Below are 17,836 nucleotides of genomic sequence, written 5' to 3'. Positions count from 1 at the left end.
CGGGAGGAGCACCATCGATGACGACCCAGCTCTCGGATCGCCTGAAAGTTACCAAAGCAGACAAGATCGCCACGATCACGATCGACAACCCGCCTGTCAATGTCGTCACACTGGCGCTCTACAAGGAGCTTGCCGATCTGTTCCAGGACGCGAGCAACTGGACGGACGTGAACTGCATCGTGCTCACGGGCTCGGGCCGGAAGGCATTTTGCGCCGGACTCGATCTCAACGAATTTCTGGCGGCGACCGTTGAAGAAGACCCTTACCGCGCGCGCATCATCCGTCGCTGCTTCGAAAACATTCGCAAATGCGCCCTGCCGACCATCGCCGCCGTCAACGGTCCTGCGCTGGGCGCGGGTGCCGTGATCGCCTCCGTGTGCGACATCCGTCTGGCGACGGAAAACGCCCGCTTCGGCCTGCCCGAAATCAATGTCGGCCGCTGCGGCGCCACCGCCCACATGGGGCGCCACCTGCCGCAGGGCGTGTTGCGGCGCATGTTCTTCACGGGCCTGCCGATTTCGGCGCAGGAAGCCGAACGCTGGGGCTTCGTCGATCGCATCGTGTCCCATGAAACGCTGATGGACGAGGCGCTGGCTCTGGCTGCCATCATCGCCGCCAAGGCGCCGCTCGGCCTGCGGTTGGGCAAGGAAGCGTTGAATGCCGTGGAGTTCATGACCGTCGAGGACGGTTACCAGCTCGAACAGGGGTTCAGCACCCGCCTGATGACGACCGAGGATGCGCGCGAAGCGACCCGCGCCGTCGTCGAGAAGCGTGCGCCAGCCTTCCAGGGCCGCTGAAACCTTCAGGAGGAAAGCCGCACATGGCAGCGGAAGCCGAAAGCACCGCCCCGGCGGGCGAGCAGCAGACATTGGTGAAATTCGAAAGGGAAGATGGCGTTCTGATCGCCATCATCGACAACCCGCCCGTCAATGCGGGATCGTGGGGCGTACGGCAGGGGCTGGCTGACGCCATGGCGCTTGCAACGCAGGATAACGGCATTGAAGCCGTCATGATCATCGGCGGCGGCAAGACCTTCATATCCGGCTCGGATATTCGCGAATTTGGCAAGCCACTGCGCGAACCGCAGGTGCCGCAGGTCATTCAGGCCATCGAATGCTGTCCAAAGCCGGTGATCGCTGCCATTCACGGCGCAGGCCTGGGGGGCGGCTACGAGATAGCGCTGGCCTGCGATTATCGCATTGCCGCGCAGGACGCCGTTGTCGGCCTGCCGGAAGTGCGGCTCGGCATCATTCCCGGCGCGGGCGGCACGCAGCGCCTGCCGCGCCTCACCGGCATGAGCACGGCAATCGGCCTCATCACCTCGGCCCGCCGCGTGCCGGCCCCCGAAGCGGCGAAACTTGGCATGATCGATGCGGTTGCCACAGGTGACCTTCGCCTGGAGGCGCTGCGGGCGGCAAAGGCGCTCGCCGGTGAGAAGCGGCGGGTTCGCGACCTGCCGATCCCGAATGAGGAGGAAGAGCGGATAAGGGCGGCCGAAGCCGCCGCGATGAAGGGCGCCAGGGGCCTTTTATCTGTTCCCGCCGCGCTCAGGGTGCTGCGGGAAGGCGCCGGGATCGGGTTCGATGCCGCATTGGCTCTCGAACGGGCCGCATTCGATGAATTGCGTTACGGCGAGCAGGCAACCGCGCTTCGCCACCAGTTCTTCGCCGAACGGCAGGCCCAGCAGGTCGCCGGTCTCGAAAAGGTCGCGCCACGCAACATCGAGACGGTCGGCATTCTGGGCGCGGGTACGATGGGCAGCGGCATCGCCATCGCCTTCCTCGATGCCGGCTACCGGGTGATCCTGATCGACCGCACCGACGAGGCGCTGGCCGCGGGCCGTGCGCGGATCGGCGAAAACTATGCGAAATCGGTCGCCGCCGGACGCATCGCTCAAGACCGCGCGACGCAAACACTGGCGCGCATCGAGACCACGACGGATAATGAAGCGCTGGCCCGCTGCGACCTGCTGCTCGAGGCGGTTTTCGAGGAATACGACGTCAAGCTGCCAGTCATGCGCCAGCTTGGGGCGCTGGCAAAGCCCGGTGCGATCATCGCTTCGAATACCTCCTATCTCGATCTCGACCGGCTGGCGGAGGCATCCGGCCGGGCGCAGGATGTGGTCGGCCTGCATTTCTTCAGCCCGGCCCACATCATGAAGCTGCTCGAAGTGGTCCGCGGCGCCAGAACCTCGCCCGAGGTGGTGGCAACCGCACTGGCCATCGGCAAGCGGCTGAAGAAGGCCACGGTTGTCGCGGGTGTCGGCGAAGGCTTCATCGGCAACCGCATCTACGCCGCCTACCGCCGCCATTGCGAGTTCATGGTGGAAGATGGCGCAGCCCCCGAACAGATCGACAGCGCGCTGGAGCGCTTCGGCTTCGCCATGGGCCCGTTTGCGGTGTCGGATCTCTCCGGCCTCGACATCGCATGGAAGATGCGCCAGCGGCTTGCCGCCACGCGCGATCCCCGCACGCGCTATGTCATGATCGCCGACTGGCTTTGCGAGGCGGGCCGCCTTGGCCGCAAGACGGGCGGTGGGTGGTATGACTACCCGCCTGCCGGCGGGCGGGGAACACCGGCTCTGGAAACGGCACGGATCGTCGCCGAATGCCGCACTGCGAGCGGCAGGCCGCAACGCCCGTTCACCGATGACGAAATCGTGCGCCGGGCGCTGGCGGCGATGGCAAACGAAGCGGCCCTGCTTCTGGCCGAAGGGATCGCCCAGCGCGCTTCCGATATCGACCTCGCCATGGTCAACGGTTACGGCTTCCCCGCCTATCGCGGCGGGCCGTTGTTCTGGGCAGCGCGCCAGCCACCGGCGGTTCTGGAAGCGGCAATGGACGAACTGGCGCAGGCTGCGGGCTTTGGCTTTCACCGCGCCGATCTCGCACCTGTCCTCGCCGGGGCCTGATTGCGAAATCCTGCGGATTTCCCGGCGCATTGCCTGTAGTGTGCCGGGAAAACGGGTGAAGATTGGGAGGATCTTCGATCATGACACAGAACCCCGGCCTTCTTTCAGGCGTGACGGTCATCGACCTGACGCGCGTGCTTGCAGGCCCTTATGCCAGTATGTTGCTTGCGGACCTCGGTGCGCGCGTCATCAAGGTGGAAGCGCCTGAAAGCGGCGACGATTCACGCGGTTTCGGCCCGATGCATGCGGGGACATCGACCTATTTCGCCTCCGTCAATCGTGGCAAGGAGTCCATCGCGCTGGACCTGAAGGCCGAGGACGACCGGGCCATACTCTTCGACCTCCTGGAGCGCGCCGACGTGCTGATCGAGAATTTCCGCCCGGGCGTGATGGAGCGGCTGGGGCTGGACTGGCCGGCGCTGGAGAACCGATTTCCCCGGCTGATCTATGCGTCAGTGTCCGGCTTCGGGCAGACCGGTCCCTATCGCGACCGCGCCGCCTACGATATCGTCGTGCAGGCCATGAGCGGCATGATGAGCGTGACCGGGTCTCCCGGCGCACCGCCCGCCCGCGTTGGCACTTCGCTTGGCGATATCGGCGCGGGCACATTCCTGGCGCTCGGCATTTCCGCCGCACTTTTCAGCCGTGAACGGACGGGCAAAGGCGGCATGATCGATGTCGGAATGCTCGATTGCCAGATTGCGCTGCATGAGAACGCCATCACGCGCCACGTTGCCACCGGCGAGGTTCCCGGCCCCATGGGCAACAAGCATCCGCTCATCGCGCCGTTCCAGGCCTTCCGAACCGCCGATACATGGATCGTCATCGCGGCAGGCAACGACAAACTTTTCAGAACCTTCACGAACGCCATCGGCAGGCCGGAACTGGCCGGCAATCCCCTGTTTGTCAGCAGGCTGATGCGCCAGCGGCACCATCAGGCACTCGAGGTCGAAATCGAACAGACCCTCACCACTCGCACGCGTGACGAATGGCTTGCCCTTCTGCGGGCGGCAGGCATTCCCTGCGGCTCCATCAACACCATCGCGGACCTGATCCACGACCCGCAGGTCAAGGCCCGCAACATGGTGTGCGAAACCCGAAACAGCACGGGTGAAACCTTTGCCGTGTCAGGCAATCCCATCAAGTTCTCCGCCTTTGCGGATACGGCCAAGCGCGGCCCGGTCCCTGATCTGGATCAGGATCGCGAAAGGATTCTTGCCGAACTTTACGGCAAAGGCGATTGACACAGCGGAAGGCCGGACACCCCTTGCAGGCAGGCGGCCCGGCCCTCCATTGACACCGTTACTTCGGCAGCTTGTCAGCCCAGTCGGCAATGGCGTCAGCGGTTTCCACCGGCTTTTCGGCGGGAAGCGCGTGGCTGGCATTCGGGATAACGGCTACGGTCACGCGATCGCCAAACTCGTCCTTGACCTCCTGACGCGAGCTTTCCGGACGGAACGGATCGGAGCCGGCCTGAAGGTCGAGCATCGGCGCCGTGCCGCCAGCCCACCAGTCGCTCTGGTTGGTCAGCTTGCGCGCGGCGCGCTGGCTCTTCGTCACGTCTTCATACCAACCCTCAAGCCATGATGTCGGGTCGTTGCCTTCCGCAAAGAAGGCAAGCCTGAGACCGGCCAGTTTCTGCTCGCGCGAGGATGCCGGATCGTTGATCATCGTGATGGCATCCGAAAGCTCCTGAGGCCACTTCTTCGCGCCACCCGCCAGAAGAACGACGCCCTTCGTCATGCCGGGATGGTCAGACGCGATGGTCTTGGCGATCCACTGGCCATAGGCATGACCGGCGACGACGGCCTTGCCGCCTTCCGCTTCGATCACCTTGGAAAAGTCCTTTGCGAAATCGTGGAACGTCACGTTTTCCATAGGCCCGCGCGAGCCTCCGATCCCGCGCGGTTCCGGCAGGGCAACCCGGTATCCCCGCTGGACAAGCCGATCTGCAAGCGGGCCGAACTCCGACGTGCCGCGGCCTGTCGAGGCGATTACCAGAACCAGCGGGCCTTCGCCGCGCACGGAATAGGCTATGGTCGCCTCACCGTTCGTCACGGTCTTTTCTTCCGTCGCCTGGACAGGCGTCACATGCGCAAGCACGATCATTCCGCCGGCGCACAATGCGCCAGCAAGCCTTTGAAACATCATGATATCCTCCCAATCGTGCATCTCTTTGCACGCATTGAATCAATAACATGATTTATTGACTTATAAAAGCAGTAAAGGCCGACTGACCCTACTTGATGAGCTTCATGTCGATCCGCACCATATCGCCGCGATAAAGACCGTTTGCGACGAGAAGCAACTTGCCGTTCTCATCGACCGCCAGTCGCTGCACCTTGGCGATCGGATCAGACAGAGCGATATCGAGCAGGGTGGCGGTTTCCAGATCGGCGGAATCGATGGTCAGGATCTGCCGCGCATCGGCGATCTTGACTCCCGGCAAATCGGCAACCAGACGCATGGCCGTGGTCTTCGAAAAGTTCTCTTCGGGAATGAGGCCACGCAATCCTTCATCGACGAAGACATCGGCGACGAGGAAAGGAACGCCTGACCGCCGGTGAAGGCGCCGCAGGTGCCGATAGGCGGGCACGACGGTTCCGACATCGAAACCGGACTGATCGAGCGTCTGGTTGGCGACATCGGACAGAATGGAAATATCGGCATCGATGCGCGACATCAGCAGGCCGTTCCAGTCGGTCTGCACCTCACACCACAATTCGCGGCGCGGCTTCTGGCGAACGAAGGTGCCCTTGGCGCGAAACCGCTCGATAAGCCCCTCTTTTTCCAGAATATCCAGCGCCTGGCGGATGGTCATGCCGGCAACGCCGCATTCCTTCGCGAGCATCCCCACCGTCGGAATTTGCGAACCGACAGGCCACTGGCCGTTTTCAACCCATTTCCGAAACATGGAGGCAAGCTGGATATAGCGGGCGACGGCACTCTTCTCCAGCGCACTCGCGGTCTGTGATTTTATTGTAGCCTCTGACATGGCAGCTTTCCTCGTGTCGATCAGACTCCGTGAATCAGACGCGCGACGCCGTGCCGATCACTCAAACCTATCATATAGAGTTTTGCTTTTTGTCGAAAAGCCCCCTCAGCCCCGCGACTGCGCCAACGCTGCAAGGATCTCGTCCCGACGCCCTTTTGCGACGGTATCGATTTGCGCAAACAAGCTGTTGCCACGCGCATCGATACCCACGGTCAGCGGCCCAAGCCGCTTCACCCGCAGGCGCACAATGCGGTAATGGGACACCATTTCCGGCCAGGCAACTTCCACCACAGCCTCGACGGCATCGGTCAGGATGGGCGCACCGCCGCCGGGAAAGGACAGGTAGACGCCACCCGTGCGGGCCAGTGCCCGGGCGCTTTCAGGTGAAAGACCGCCCTTCCCGCCGGTCAGCAACAGGTCGAAGCCTTCGATCAGAGCAGGCATCAGCGCATCGAAACGCGTGCTGGTCGTCGGGTTGATGTAATGCAGGTGCCAGCCGCCATCGCGCGCCTCCAGCGCGGAACCGAGATGGAATATGCAGCCGCCCTGCAACGCCACGGGCGGCGCGATGCCTTCGGACAGTTCCCGCACCAGCCGCTCATAGGTCGGCAAGCCGGCACTGGAGACGATCTCGCCCGTGAGGAACACGCGATCGCCAAGCTGCAGCCCGGCAAGGTCCGCCCGCCCGAGTGGAAGCTGAAGATCGATTTCGCGGCTCATTCGATCCACTCCACATCGCCGCCAGGATGAATGCGCACGCGGGAGCGGCGATTGATCCAGCAATTGAACGCCACGGCCACCGGGGTGAAGCCGTGGCCGGCACACCATTCCACATGAACGCCGAGGGTGGTTGTGTCGCCGCCCGTTCCCATCGGTCCGTATCCGAGCGCATTGATGGCCCGCGTCAGCCGGTCCTCCATTGCCGCGACCTCTGGATCGGTGTGCGGCGTTCCGAGCGGCCGCAACGTCGCCTCCTTCGCCATCTTCGCCGCATAGTCGAAGGTGCCGCCGATCCCGACACCGACCGCGACAGGCGGACAGTGCTGCCCGCCGGCCCGGATCGCCACATCGAGCACATAGGCCTCGATTTCGGCGATGCTTGGAAAGGTGAAAAGCTCAAGCGCCGCCCAGCGCCCGGAGCCGAGCGCTTTCGGCGAACAGACGATTTCCACCCAGTCGACCCCGCCTTCCTGATCGAAGGTGACGATGGGCACACCCTTGCCAGTGTGCGAGCGCTCACGCGTCAGGGGATTGGTAACGTGCGGCAGAAAGGGTGGCTGGACATTTTCAACGAGCGCTTCGTAACCGGCCTTGAGCGCTGCCTTGAAGTCGGCACGGATCGGGCTTTCACTGCCCAGCCTGACGAAATAGACGGGAATACCGTTATCCGAGCAAACGAACGCATTGCGCTCCGCCGCCAGTTCGGCGCTGCGCAACTGCATGGCCAGCGTCTTGCGCGCTGTTTCCGTCCGTTCCCGCTCCATCGCCTGCCGCAAGGCATGTACAGTGTCGTCAGGAACGCGCCGCACGGCCCTGTTGAACAGTTCGCCGCCAAGCCGGCGGATGAGGGCATCGTCAGCCATAGGGCGCCACCCTCTCCTGCGGTTCGGATTCGGGCCGGAGAACCTCGAAGATTGGTCCGAGACCCGCATAGTCCATGTAACCGAGCCGCGACAGCGGACGGGCCAGCGCCAGATCGACGCGACCGTTTCGAATGATCCGTTCATCGACATGAATGCCGACGACTTCGCCGAAAATGGCGGCCGAACGCACCGGAGCGCCGGCAGCGGTCTTCAGCTCGACGATCTGTGACAGGCGACACTCGATGGAGACGGGTGTTTCCTCGAGGCGGGGTGCGTGGTGAAGGTGGCGCGCCGCCACAGCCGTCAGGCCAGCCCGTTGGAATTCATCGACATCCGGCCCGAACGGAAAGCAACTGTCGTTCAGTGCCGCAACGAGGTCTTCCGTCGCCATGTTGACGACGAACTCGCCGGTTTCCTCGATGTTGCGCTGCGTATCCTTGCGACCGGCGGAAGAGAACATCACGAAAGGCGGAGCGCCCGACACCGCATTGAAAAACGAATACGGGGCGAGATTGGCGACACCCGCGCCCGAACGCGTGGAAATCCAGGCGATCGGGCGCGGCGCTATCAGGGCGTTCCAGGGATTGTGGGTGAAGCCCAACGCCTTGGGGTCTTCGCTGCGCGGATCGTAAAACATTTCAGACGACCGGCAGAACCCGACCATGGCGCGGGGCGAAGCTGATGGCCACATCCGCACCGGGTTCGAAACGCCGGTCCGGATTGCTCTCCACCTGCATGGTCTGATCGCCCACCCTGATCTCGTAATGCAGCACGTTGCCAAGGAAGCTGACGGATCCGACCTGACCGGACAGGCTGTTGCTGTTCTCGTTGGCGGCGGCTTCCCTGAGACCGGCCAGCGTGATGTTTTCGGGACGGATCGACACCGCAACCGTCTCGCCGGGCTTCTGTTCGCAATCGGCATGACACCGGATCGTTACACCCGCGCCGAGTTCCACCGTGACCGCATCCGGCGCGCCGCCAAGAGCCTTGCCGCGCAGGATGTTGGTGTGGCCGATGAAGCCGGCGACGAACTCGTTGGCCGGGCGGAAATAGATATCCTCCGGTGAGCCGAACTGCTGGACGCGCCCCTTTTCGATGACGGCGATGACATCCGACATCGCAAGCGCTTCCGTCTGGTCATGCGTCACATAAACCGCCGTGATCCCCAGTTCGGACTGGAGCCGCTTCAGTTCGACACGCATCCCCTCGCGCAGCGTTGCATCGAGGTTGGAGAGCGGCTCGTCGAGAAGAAGAAGCTTGGGACGGTGTACGATGGCGCGCGCCAGCGCGATGCGCTGCTGCTGGCCACCCGAAAGCTGCGTGGCCGAGCGGGCGCCATAACCGCCAAGCCCCACCACTTCCAGCGCTTCGTTCACGGCCTTGTCGGTTTCAGCGGCGGTGTAGCGTTGCGCTTTCGAAACCTTGAGCGGAAAAGCGACATTCTCGAACACGGTCATGTGCGGCCAGATCGCGTAGGACTGGAAAACCATGCCGATGTTGCGGCGGTGCATGGGAATGGAGAGGCCGGCCTCGCTGTCGAAGATCGGGCGTCCGTCGAGCAAAATGCGGCCCTTGTTCGGTTCCTCCAGCCCGGCAATGCAGCGCAGCGTGGTCGTCTTGCCGCAGCCGGACGGACCCAGCATGGTGAAAAACGTGCCCGGCTCAAGGTTGAAGTCCGCATCCCGGATACCGCCGGCATACTCGTTGCGGCCGGCCGGATAGACTTTGCTGATATGTTCAAGCTTCAACATGGGATTACTCCTCCCGCATGGAATTGGTCGATCACGCCTTGTTTCGGGCGAACGCATAGAAGACGAAGGCAAGGCAGGTCATGACTGCGGCCCAGACCAGACCGAAGGCGGCAAGCTCCCCGCCCTGCCCGTTGACCCACAGGTCATACATCCCGACCGCGACCACCTGGCTGTTTGGTCCGGCCAGCAGGGCGGCCACGGCAAGTTCCTTGGTGGCGATCAGGAAAATGAACAGCCATGCGGAAACGAGAGCCGGCGAAAGAAGCGGCGCCATGATCCGCCGCAGCATCGTCAGCGGCCCCGCGCCCGCCACACCGGCGGCCTCTTCAAGCTCATGATGGATCTGGAGTACGCCCGCATAGCTGTAGCGCAGGCCATAGGGCAGGTAGCGCACCGTGTAGGCGATCGCCAGCGCCCAGAGCGTTCCATAGATCGGAACCGGTACGGACAGGAACACCATGAGGAACGCCACGCCCATGACAATGCCGGGGAAGATCAAAGGCGCGGTGGCGAGCTGGTCCAGAACGACGCCGCCCGGCTTGCGGCGGGCGCTGAGCCAGCCGACGAAAAAGGTGATGACGACGGCTGCGGTGGCGGCAATGGCGCCGATCAGGATCGTGTTGACGGCGAGGTCCCGATAATACTCCGACGAAAAGACCGTTGCGAAATTATGGAACGACATGGCCGAGAAAGCGGAAGGGCGAATGGCGCGCATGAACGGCTGAAGCGCGAGCCAGAGCAGCGCAAGCAGCGGAAGAAGCAGAAGAAGTACGAAGTTGAAGATCACCAGCGCCTCGGCAACCCAGCGATAGGGACCGAGATTGAACGGACGCGGACGGAAGCTCTTGCCGGTAATGGAGCTGTACTTGCCCGCATTCTTGGCCAGCTTGCCGTAGAAATAAAGCAGGATACCGACGATCACGAGCAGAACCACCGAATAGGCGCTGGCATAGCCGAGATCAGGCGGAATGGTTTCCTTGATCGACTTGTAGACATCCGTGGTCAGAACGTCGATGCCGCCCGGCATGCCCACCATGGCAGGCACCTCGAACGCCTCGACGGCGCGAATGAACACGAAGAGGGCAAGCGCCAGAATAGCCGGCATCGCCATCTTGATGGACACGTTCCAGATCGTCTGGAACACATTGGCGCCGCTCATGCGCGCGGCCTCTTCCAGATCGGCATTGGCAACACGGAACGTGGACGAGAGCAGCAGAAAAACGAGCGGCGACCACAGGAAGCCCTCGATCAGCACCATGCCGAACATCGAGTAGACATCGATAAGCACGCCGCGCGAACCGGTGACCATGCGGAAGACATCGTTGATAGGCCCGGCCTTACCCAGCAGGAACAGCCAGGCGCCGACATAAAGAATATAGGGCGTGCCGAGCGATATGATGGTGGTCATGTAGGCCAGCGGCTTGAAACGCATGTTGGTGCGTTCCACGAGCCATGCCTGCGCGCCGCCGAACAACAGCGCCACGACGGTGGAAAACACCGCGAACACGATTGAATTGTAGGTACTCGTCAGAACGCCGGTCGTCGTAAAGAAGCGCGTGAAATGCGCAATGGTTAGGCCGCCGAAGCTTGCGTCCGGATTGGTGATCATGACCGAGCGCGCGATCAGGATGGCGACCGACGGCAGGACGAGAACGGCCAGCACGACCCCAAGCACGGCCGTGAGCCAGAATGTCGGGTTACGGCTCCTTCGAGGCAAACTGGGAGCCTCTGCTCCGGCACGGTTCATGGAAATCTGTTCGGTCATAGCCATCAGCGGCCTCCGGCTGATCAAATCCTTGCCACGGCCTGCATATGCGACCGTGACGGCACTGTTCTTGCAGGAAAAGCCCGGGTGATGCCCACCCGGGCAAACAGGATCACATGAACGTCTTGTTGACGATCTCGATCCATTTCTTGAGGTTCTCGTCCACAACCTCGGGCGACATGAAGTTCGCCTTGAACGGCTTGGGGCCGGTCGGAAGAAGCTCCGAATGCGGAATCTTCACATTGGGATTGGATGGCAGGTACCCGGCGGCCGCAACCGCTTCCTGGCCCTCGTCGGAAAGAATGAAGTCGATCAGAAGCTTGCCCGCATTCGGATGCGGCGCATCCTTGACGAGGCCAATCAGGCTTGCGCTCGAGACCAGCGGCTCCATGCGGATCCACTCGACCGGCGCACCCTTTTCCTGACTGATGGGAACGTGATGGTTGAAGATCATCAACGCAATCGGGGATTCACCCAGAATGGTGCGATCCAGCACCGTGCGCTGGCTCGAGGTCATGTTCGTGATCTTCTGAGCGGCGAGCTTGCGGAGATAGTCCATCCCCTTTTCCTCGCCCATGGTCATCAGGATATTGCCAACGAAGCCGGCTGCGCCGGTCGGTTCGGGCGTCACGGCCCAGGCCATCTGGCCTTTCCATTTGGGATCGAGAAGATCCTCGTAGGTTTTCGGCGCTTCTTCAGCGGTGACCTGATCCGTGTTGTAGGCGGCGGTCAGATAGTAGAAATTCTCCGCGTGCCAGTAACCCTTGGGGTCCTTGAATTCAGGCGCGAGGCTCGCGGCCGAATCCGGCGTATAGGGCGCCACCATGTCGGCCGCACGGATGGAGGAATAGGTGCCTGTGCCGTCGAACACGTCGCCGATCCGGTTGCGGGCCTGCCCTTCATTGATGACCTTGAGCGCCATGTCGCCACTGTTGCCGCGGGCAAACTCCACCTTGACGCCCGGATACTTCTTCTCGAAGGCGGCGGCGATCGGCCGGACAGCCTGATCGACGATCATCGTCGTGTACCAGACCACCTTGCCTTCCGTCTTGGCGGCGGCAATCAGTTCGTCGCTGGCCGCGCGCGCCGAAGACGCCCAACACACGAGACCGGCAACCGTGGCGGCCAGCATTGCATTTGCAACAGATTTCATCTCCAACTCCTCCCAGTGACGGTGCGCCGCTTCCTCCAGGCGCGACCGATCAGCCCAAAATATCTATAAATCAGTTTTATGATTTATACAAGGCGAAAGCCACTTACAGAACAGGTTGCGGCTCATTCTCCTGCAAGGGCGGCAGATTGAACACGCCCTTGTCATTGTCCGGAATCTCGTATTCCACGCCCTCCGGCAGCGGGATGCGATGTGCGTTCAAGGTCATAGCCACCATCGAGTAGTAACCGGCAACCGCCGTCAGTTCGACAACGCCGACCTCGCCCCAGCGCTTTTTCACCGCCTCATAGGCGGTATCGGCAATATCGCCGGCGCTCAGAAGCTGGCGCACATATTCATAGACCTCGGCAGCCGCATCATCGCCCGCGAAATTCGGACGCGCCCCACAGCGAAGCGCCTCGATCCAGCCCTCATCGACGCCAGCCCGGCGCGCCTCGCGTGCGTGAAGCGCAAATTCCAGCAGGCTGCTCCAGTGGCGGGCCGTGACCAGAATGGCGATTTCATTGAGCGCGAACGGTATGCTTGTTTCGTAACGCAGCACCTGCCCAAGCCGTTGCCAGCGGTCGGCAAGCACCGGATTGTGAAGTGCGGCGCGCAACGGCCCCACAAGCGTTCCACGCGGACCGGAAATGATATCGTTGAAGACAGCGAGCTGCTCCTTCGACATCTCATCGGGAGTGGGAAAGCTGATCCTGCCCATATTCAGTTATCCTCCTTAAAGAGACCCAGTTCCGCCAGAACTGCCTGTGTATCGGCCCCCAGCAGCGGCGGAGCCCGGTCGAACTCGAGTGCCGAACGCTCAAACCGCATCGGCGACACGACCTGCGCCACCTCGCCTGCAAGCGGGTGCGGCAGTTTCCGCAGCATCTGCCGATGCTTGACCTGCGCTTCCTCAAATACCATCGGCACCGTGTTGATCGGGCCGCAAGGGATCTTCCTCTCGCCCAGCCGGGCAAGCCAGTCGGTGAGATCCCGTGTCTTGAGGCGAGCGGAAATCAGCGGATGCAGCACATCGAGATTGCGAACGCGGTCGGCATTTTTCGCGTAACGCGGGTCCGTGGCCAGTTCGGGCATATCCAGCGCCTCGGCGAAGCGAGCGAATTGCTCGTCGTTCCCCACGGCCAGAACCATATGCCCGTCGCGGACGGCGAACACGTCCTGCGGCTGAATGTTCGGGTGCTTGTTGCCCTTGCGTTCCGGCACCTTGCCGGACACGAGATGGTTCATGGCCTGATTGGCCAGCATCGCGGTCGCGACGTCCAGCATGGCGAGATCGATGTAATCGCCCTTGCCGCTGGAATTGCGCTCGGACAGCGCAGCCAGAACGGAAATGGCCGCATACATGCCGGTCATGATATCGACAATCGGCACGCCCACCTTCTGCGGGCCGCCACCGGCTTCACCGTCCGGCGTGCCGGTCACGCTCATCAGCCCGCCCATGCCCTGGATCATGAAATCATAGGCAGCGTCCTCGGCCATCGGCCCATCCTGGCCGAAACCGGTGATCGAGCAATAGATGAGCCTCGGGTTGATTTCGCGAAGCTGCGCCTGCCCCAGACCGTAGCGATCGAGCGTTCCGACCTTGAAATTTTCCAGCACGATATCCGATTGCTTCGCCAGTTCGCGCACCACGTCCTGCCCTTCGAGGGAGGCCAGATCCAGTTCGATGGAGCGCTTGCCGCGATTGACCGAGAGGTAATAGCCGGATTCCGCCGTCGGCTTGCCCTCGGTGTCCTTCAGGTAGGGCGGCCCCCATTTGCGGGTATCGTCACCAACGCCCTTACGCTCGACCTTGACGACATCCGCGCCGAGATCGGCCAGAATCTGCCCGGCCCACGGCCCGGCCATGATGCGGCTGAGATCCAGAACCCTGATATTGGAAAGCGGTCCGGCCATGCCTCAACCTCCGAACGTGAAGGCAGCCGGCTGGCTGGCAACCGGCGGCACGGAGGCCGGCGCATCGTCAACCACCGCCGTTCGGGCAAAGCTGGGTCGCATCTCCAGCCCGGCAAACCATTCCGCAAGGCGCGGGAAGGCTTCGCGCCAACCCGTGCCGGGCCAGCGGAACTCCAATTGGCCAAGCGCGCAGAAAATGGCTATCTGGCCAAGACCAAGCGGCGTTTGCGAAAGTGGGTCCACCTCGGCGTCGAGCCTTGCCACCGTCGCCCGCACCTTGGTTTCGAACGCGGCGCAAATCACCGAATCGGCTTTCTCCTCGCGCGTTCGCTCGATCCGCCACAGAAGCAGGATATCCGTCAGGCCGTCCCCCAGCGCCTCCCAGCGAAGCTGGCGAAAACGTTCGGCGGCTGAAACGGGCTGAAACATTCCCGCGCGCTCGGCCAGATAAGTGCAGATCACGCGGCTGTCGAACAGTGCCGTGCCGTCTTCCAGCACAAGCGTCGGGATCTTCCCGAGGGGATTATCGGCCAGAACGTCCGGATTGGGTTCCGTCGCCATGGCAACGGCCGAACGAACGCATTCGACCTGATCGATCTGACCGGTTTCATTAAGAACAATCATCACCTTGCGCACGAAGGGCGAGCGCGGGGACCAGTGGAGTTTCATCACGTCAGGGTCTCCAGAAAAGCAAGCATGGGCGCATTGAACGCGTCGGGACGCTCGAAACAGGGCACATGGCCCGCCTCGGCAATGGTTTCGAAACGCGCCCCGGGAATGAGGTCGGCCATTGCGCGCATCGTTTCGGGAAGCTTTCCGTCACGCTCTCCCGCGACCAGCAACACGGGGCAATCGATCTGCGAAAGGCCAGCCGTGAAATCAAAATCGGCCAGAGCGCCGGCACAGGCGACGAAACCGTCAAGCGGCGTTCGGGCGATCATGGCCTCAAGCCGCGCCAGCCGCTCTCCGGTCGGGTCAGCCAACCAACGCGAGGCCGTCACCGAAGCGAAAGCCGCAAGCCCCTGGTCCTGCACAAAAGCGACACGTTCGCGCCATTGCTGGCCGCCGCCCGGCGCCGTCCGTGCCTGACCATCCGCCAGCAGCAAGCCGGAAAAACGGTCCGGGGCGGCTGCGACCGCCGCGAGCCCTGTGGGAACCCCCATCGAAAGACCGACATAAGCGGCGCGCTTCACACCGAGCCTGTCGAGCAGTTCCACGACATCCGCGCCAAGCCGGTCGAAACCGGACAGCGCTGACGGCTCAGGCGATGCACCATGCCCACGCTGGTCGTAGCGAAGAATGTTCCACCGCCCCGCCAGCGCCTCGACCTGGGCAGACCAGATGGAATGATCGGTGGCCAACGAATTGGAGAAGACCACCCACGGTGCGCGGGCGTGGAAAACCTGCGGATAGGCGGCAATGATTTGCCCATCACTCAGGGTCACGAACTCCGCTTTGGCTTTTGACACGGTCAGTTGTGTCATAACTGCGTTCCTCCCATTTCCACCGGACGGAAAACGTCACGCCTCACCGCGCACGCCAACCGGGACGCTCTGCCCCGCATCTGTCCTCCCACGCCCCTTCCCGAGCGCAATTCTCTAAAAGCTAGTCTTATGCTTTTTTAAAAGCAAGCCCTGTTGAGTTTTTCATGAGAGATTTCGGCAGCGCCCGCCATCATCTGGTTCCAGGCACCCTGCCCAGAGCCAGAATTACGGAAGCATCGACAATGACTAAGGTCGCTTGGGAGAAATGATCGGTGGCAAGATCCGAGGCAGAGGAGGTTCGCATGCGTCTCAAGATCGCGTCCCATGGAATGATGTAGCTCAGTTGATTCTCGAGCTTTCCGCCCAAGACCGGGAATGGGTCAACTCGCAGCTAGCAAGTTAATAAGCTGATCATCACTGATTGTGGCGATGGTTTCCAGCGTCATGTAGCGCGAGCGCTGAACGGCCCACTCGTCATTTTGCTCCAAAAGCAGCGCACCGACGAGCCTGACGATGGCGTCGTTATTGGGAAAGATGCCCACGACCTCCGTCCTTCGCTTGATCTCACCGTTCAGCCGCTCGATTGGGTTCGTGCTATGAAGCTTTGTCCAGTGCTGCTTTGGAAAGGTCATGTAGGCTAGAGCGTTTCCGCGTTTTTCTGAATCGGGTTTGATTCCCAACTCAGTTCTTTTCTGATTCACTGATGCTGGCTGGATGGAGGTCAGCATCACATGACCGCGCCGATTTCGAATGATCTTCGTGAGCGTGTTGTTGCCGCTGTATCGAGCGGCGAGAGTATCCGGGCTGTGGCTGCGCGTTTCGAAGTGGCTGCGTCTTCGGTAGTGAAGTGGTCTCAGCGCCATCGCGCGACCGGATCGGTTCGTCCAAGCAAGATGGGTGGTTATCGCAAACCTGTTCTGGAGCCGCATCGTGACTTCATTGCCGAGCGGCTCGCTCAAAATCCGCATCTGACGCTACATGGACTGAAGGCCGAACTCGCTTCGCGAGGTCTCACCGTCTCGCATAATACGATTTGGAAGTTCATCCGCAGCGAGGGGCTACGCTTCAAAAAAAACGCTGTTCGCCCTTGAACAGTCTCGTGCCGATGTCGCCCGCAGACGAGAGCGATGGAGGACCTTGCAGCAGCACCTCGATCCCGAACGGTTGGCTTTCATCGATGAGACCTGGATCAAAACCAACATGACGCCGATCAGGGGCTGGGCAACGAAAGGCAAGCGTCTGCGAGCGTTTACGCCGCACGGTCACTGGCGCACGCTGACATTCCTGGGTGCCTTGAGGGCCGACCGGCTGACCGCGCCCTGTGTCTTCGATGGACCGATCAATGGCGGGTGCTTTCGCGCCTATGTCGAGCAACAGTTAGTGCCGGTGCTCAAGCCAGGAGACATCGTCGTCATGGACAATCTCGGCAGTCACAAGTCGGCGACAATCCGATAATTGATCAAGGCCGCCGGTGCCCGGCTTTGGTTCCTGCCACCCTACTCGCCAGACCTCAATCCGATCGAGCAGGCCTTCTCGAAGATAAAGCATTGGATGCGAAACGCACAGAAGCGGACCATCGAAGATACCTGGCGTCATATCGGCAGGCTGGTCGAAACAATCCAGCCCGCCGAATGCGAAAACTATCTCACAAATGCTGGCTATGGTTCCGTTAAAAGGTGAAATGCTCTAGGACGTCTTCTTCTGCGGCATCCATGAGGCCGGCGAGTTTCGGCACTTTTGGCCTTATCTGATCGGCAACACTACGTCACTGTTGGCTGGCAGCTTCAGGCGTGTCCTGGGCAAAGGCCGTTGCAATGAAGGCTGAGACGACGCGCCGTCCACTCTTTCCAGCATGCGCCAATGCATTGCGCATGAAGTGAACCCGGCATCTTTGCCAGGTCGCGGATAGGACCTTGGAAACAGTGGCTTTGATGCCTTCGTGAGCGTCGGATACGACGAGCTTAACACCGCGCTGGCCGCGGCGCGCCAGCTTGCGCAGGAGCTCCGTCCAGATCGGTTCGGCCTCGGAAGTGCCGATTTCCATGCCTAGCACTACTTTGGCAGTTTAGATTCTCGGGCGTGTGCCAGCAGCTTCTGACAGTGCGGGCATCTGCCGGGTGGCGACCGTGTGAAGAGGTCGAGAATGGCTTGTCTAATCGCTGGCATGCTCGGTTGTGGCGGTGGACCGCCGACTCTTTTTTCCGTCCCGCAGCTTTGAGGCGGCGGGCTTGGAGAAAGGCGTAGGCGATCATGGTCATCAAGGCGTGTCTATGTAATCCA

General features: G+C 61.9%; 15 protein-coding genes and 3 pseudogenes. 4 read left to right on the top strand and 14 right to left on the bottom strand.

What is annotated here, in order from left to right; genetic code table 11:
• Window positions 1-17: 17 nt before the first annotated feature.
• The 3 genes from GGQ66_RS20435 to GGQ66_RS20425 all read left to right on the top strand — a co-directional run bounded on the left by GGQ66_RS20435 (window position 18) and on the right by GGQ66_RS20425 (window position 4,155).
• A complete protein-coding gene (locus tag GGQ66_RS20435) occupies window positions 18-797 on the top strand; it encodes an enoyl-CoA hydratase-related protein (RefSeq protein ID WP_183795123.1) in 780 nt (259 codons plus the stop codon).
• Between the two features lie 23 nt (window positions 798-820).
• Window positions 821-2,911 (top strand): 3-hydroxyacyl-CoA dehydrogenase NAD-binding domain-containing protein, encoded by a 2,091-nt coding sequence (locus GGQ66_RS20430; RefSeq protein WP_183795120.1) that lies wholly within the window; start codon window positions 821-823, stop codon window positions 2,909-2,911.
• Window positions 2,912-2,991: 80 nt separating this feature from the next.
• Window positions 2,992-4,155, top strand: a complete 1,164-nt coding sequence (locus GGQ66_RS20425; RefSeq protein ID WP_183795119.1) for a CaiB/BaiF CoA transferase family protein — start codon at window positions 2,992-2,994, stop codon at window positions 4,153-4,155.
• Between the two features lie 58 nt (window positions 4,156-4,213).
• Here GGQ66_RS20425 and GGQ66_RS20420 read toward each other — a convergent pair whose 3' ends face one another.
• From GGQ66_RS20420 to GGQ66_RS20360, 13 genes and pseudogenes are all read right to left on the bottom strand, one after another.
• Complete coding sequence (locus tag GGQ66_RS20420) at window positions 4,214-5,062, bottom strand: alpha/beta fold hydrolase (protein ID WP_237359013.1); 849 nt, start codon at window positions 5,060-5,062, stop codon at window positions 4,214-4,216.
• An 88-nt stretch (window positions 5,063-5,150) separates the two neighbouring features.
• Window positions 5,151-5,906 (bottom strand): GntR family transcriptional regulator, encoded by a 756-nt coding sequence (locus GGQ66_RS20415; RefSeq protein WP_183795117.1) that lies wholly within the window; start codon window positions 5,904-5,906, stop codon window positions 5,151-5,153.
• A gap of 105 nt (window positions 5,907-6,011) precedes the next feature.
• Window positions 6,012-6,626, bottom strand: coding sequence for a fumarate hydratase C-terminal domain-containing protein (locus GGQ66_RS20410; RefSeq protein WP_210287352.1), 615 nt, complete (start codon window positions 6,624-6,626; stop codon window positions 6,012-6,014).
• Window positions 6,623-7,489 carry a fumarate hydratase gene (locus tag GGQ66_RS20405; protein WP_183795112.1) on the bottom strand — a complete coding sequence of 289 codons (867 nt, stop codon included), beginning with the start codon at window positions 7,487-7,489 and terminating at the stop codon, window positions 6,623-6,625. The genes GGQ66_RS20410 and GGQ66_RS20405 overlap by 4 nt, the downstream gene beginning before the upstream one ends.
• Complete coding sequence (locus GGQ66_RS20400; protein ID WP_183795110.1) at window positions 7,482-8,126, bottom strand: flavin reductase family protein; 645 nt, start codon at window positions 8,124-8,126, stop codon at window positions 7,482-7,484. Before GGQ66_RS20400 ends, GGQ66_RS20405 begins: the two co-directional genes overlap by 8 nt.
• A 1-nt stretch (window position 8,127) precedes the next feature.
• Window positions 8,128-9,240: an ABC transporter ATP-binding protein gene (locus tag GGQ66_RS20395; protein ID WP_183795108.1), complete on the bottom strand. Its 1,113-nt coding sequence runs from the start codon at window positions 9,238-9,240 to the stop codon at window positions 8,128-8,130.
• Between the two features lie 31 nt (window positions 9,241-9,271).
• Window positions 9,272-11,011: an ABC transporter permease gene (locus GGQ66_RS20390; RefSeq protein WP_237359012.1), complete on the bottom strand. Its 1,740-nt coding sequence runs from the start codon at window positions 11,009-11,011 to the stop codon at window positions 9,272-9,274.
• A 106-nt stretch (window positions 11,012-11,117) separates the two neighbouring features.
• The gene (locus tag GGQ66_RS20385) at window positions 11,118-12,158 is read right to left on the bottom strand and encodes an ABC transporter substrate-binding protein (RefSeq protein ID WP_183795106.1); all 1,041 of its coding nucleotides are present in this window, start codon (window positions 12,156-12,158) and stop codon (window positions 11,118-11,120) included.
• A gap of 103 nt (window positions 12,159-12,261) precedes the next feature.
• Window positions 12,262-12,876: a carboxymuconolactone decarboxylase family protein gene (locus GGQ66_RS20380; RefSeq protein WP_183795104.1), complete on the bottom strand. Its 615-nt coding sequence runs from the start codon at window positions 12,874-12,876 to the stop codon at window positions 12,262-12,264.
• Window positions 12,877-12,878: 2 nt separating this feature from the next.
• On the bottom strand, window positions 12,879-14,072 hold the full coding sequence (locus GGQ66_RS20375; protein ID WP_183795102.1) for a CaiB/BaiF CoA transferase family protein: 1,194 nt from the start codon (window positions 14,070-14,072) through the stop codon (window positions 12,879-12,881).
• Window positions 14,073-14,075: 3 nt separating this feature from the next.
• Window positions 14,076-14,741 (bottom strand): glutathione S-transferase family protein, encoded by a 666-nt coding sequence (locus GGQ66_RS20370; RefSeq protein WP_183795099.1) that lies wholly within the window; start codon window positions 14,739-14,741, stop codon window positions 14,076-14,078.
• A complete protein-coding gene (locus GGQ66_RS20365) occupies window positions 14,741-15,556 on the bottom strand; it encodes an alpha/beta fold hydrolase (protein ID WP_183795097.1) in 816 nt (271 codons plus the stop codon). Before GGQ66_RS20365 ends, GGQ66_RS20370 begins: the two co-directional genes overlap by 1 nt.
• A gap of 380 nt (window positions 15,557-15,936) precedes the next feature.
• Window positions 15,937-16,215 (bottom strand): annotated as a pseudogene (locus GGQ66_RS20360) (transposase); the annotation flags it as partial.
• A 72-nt stretch (window positions 16,216-16,287) separates the two neighbouring features.
• Between GGQ66_RS20360 and GGQ66_RS20355 the strand changes: the two are divergent.
• A pseudogene (locus tag GGQ66_RS20355) lies at window positions 16,288-17,236 on the top strand (IS630 family transposase).
• Here the strand turns inward: GGQ66_RS20355 and GGQ66_RS20350 are convergent.
• A pseudogene (locus GGQ66_RS20350) lies at window positions 17,229-17,609 on the bottom strand (transposase); the annotation flags it as partial. The pseudogenes GGQ66_RS20355 and GGQ66_RS20350 sit on opposite strands and share 8 nt — an antisense overlap.
• Between the last annotated feature and the right edge of the window lie 227 nt (window positions 17,610-17,836).

It is taken from the genome of Allorhizobium borbori (genome assembly GCF_014196535.1).
Taxonomy (GTDB): Bacteria; Pseudomonadota; Alphaproteobacteria; order Rhizobiales; family Rhizobiaceae; genus Ectorhizobium; species Ectorhizobium borbori.
This window is presented reverse-complemented; position numbering and strand designations above follow the sequence as displayed.

Bases quoted from the DNA above. Each gene is read 5' to 3' on its own strand.
- GGQ66_RS20435 (WP_183795123.1), top strand. From the start codon at position 18: ATGACGACCCAGCTCTCGGATCGCCTGAAAGTTACCAAAGCAGACAAG.
- GGQ66_RS20430 (WP_183795120.1), top strand. From the start codon at position 821: ATGGCAGCGGAAGCCGAAAGCACCGCCCCGGCGGGCGAGCAGCAGACA.
- GGQ66_RS20425 (WP_183795119.1), top strand. From the start codon at position 2,992: ATGACACAGAACCCCGGCCTTCTTTCAGGCGTGACGGTCATCGACCTG.
- GGQ66_RS20420 (WP_237359013.1), bottom strand. From the start codon at position 5,062: ATGATGTTTCAAAGGCTTGCTGGCGCATTGTGCGCCGGCGGAATGATC.
- GGQ66_RS20415 (WP_183795117.1), bottom strand. From the start codon at position 5,906: ATGTCAGAGGCTACAATAAAATCACAGACCGCGAGTGCGCTGGAGAAG.
- GGQ66_RS20410 (WP_210287352.1), bottom strand. From the start codon at position 6,626: ATGAGCCGCGAAATCGATCTTCAGCTTCCACTCGGGCGGGCGGACCTT.
- GGQ66_RS20405 (WP_183795112.1), bottom strand. From the start codon at position 7,489: ATGGCTGACGATGCCCTCATCCGCCGGCTTGGCGGCGAACTGTTCAAC.
- GGQ66_RS20400 (WP_183795110.1), bottom strand. From the start codon at position 8,126: ATGTTTTACGATCCGCGCAGCGAAGACCCCAAGGCGTTGGGCTTCACC.
- GGQ66_RS20395 (WP_183795108.1), bottom strand. From the start codon at position 9,240: ATGTTGAAGCTTGAACATATCAGCAAAGTCTATCCGGCCGGCCGCAAC.
- GGQ66_RS20390 (WP_237359012.1), bottom strand. From the start codon at position 11,011: ATGGCTATGACCGAACAGATTTCCATGAACCGTGCCGGAGCAGAGGCT.
- GGQ66_RS20385 (WP_183795106.1), bottom strand. From the start codon at position 12,158: ATGAAATCTGTTGCAAATGCAATGCTGGCCGCCACGGTTGCCGGTCTC.
- GGQ66_RS20380 (WP_183795104.1), bottom strand. From the start codon at position 12,876: ATGGGCAGGATCAGCTTTCCCACTCCCGATGAGATGTCGAAGGAGCAG.
- GGQ66_RS20375 (WP_183795102.1), bottom strand. From the start codon at position 14,072: ATGGCCGGACCGCTTTCCAATATCAGGGTTCTGGATCTCAGCCGCATC.
- GGQ66_RS20370 (WP_183795099.1), bottom strand. From the start codon at position 14,741: ATGAAACTCCACTGGTCCCCGCGCTCGCCCTTCGTGCGCAAGGTGATG.
- GGQ66_RS20365 (WP_183795097.1), bottom strand. From the start codon at position 15,556: ATGACACAACTGACCGTGTCAAAAGCCAAAGCGGAGTTCGTGACCCTG.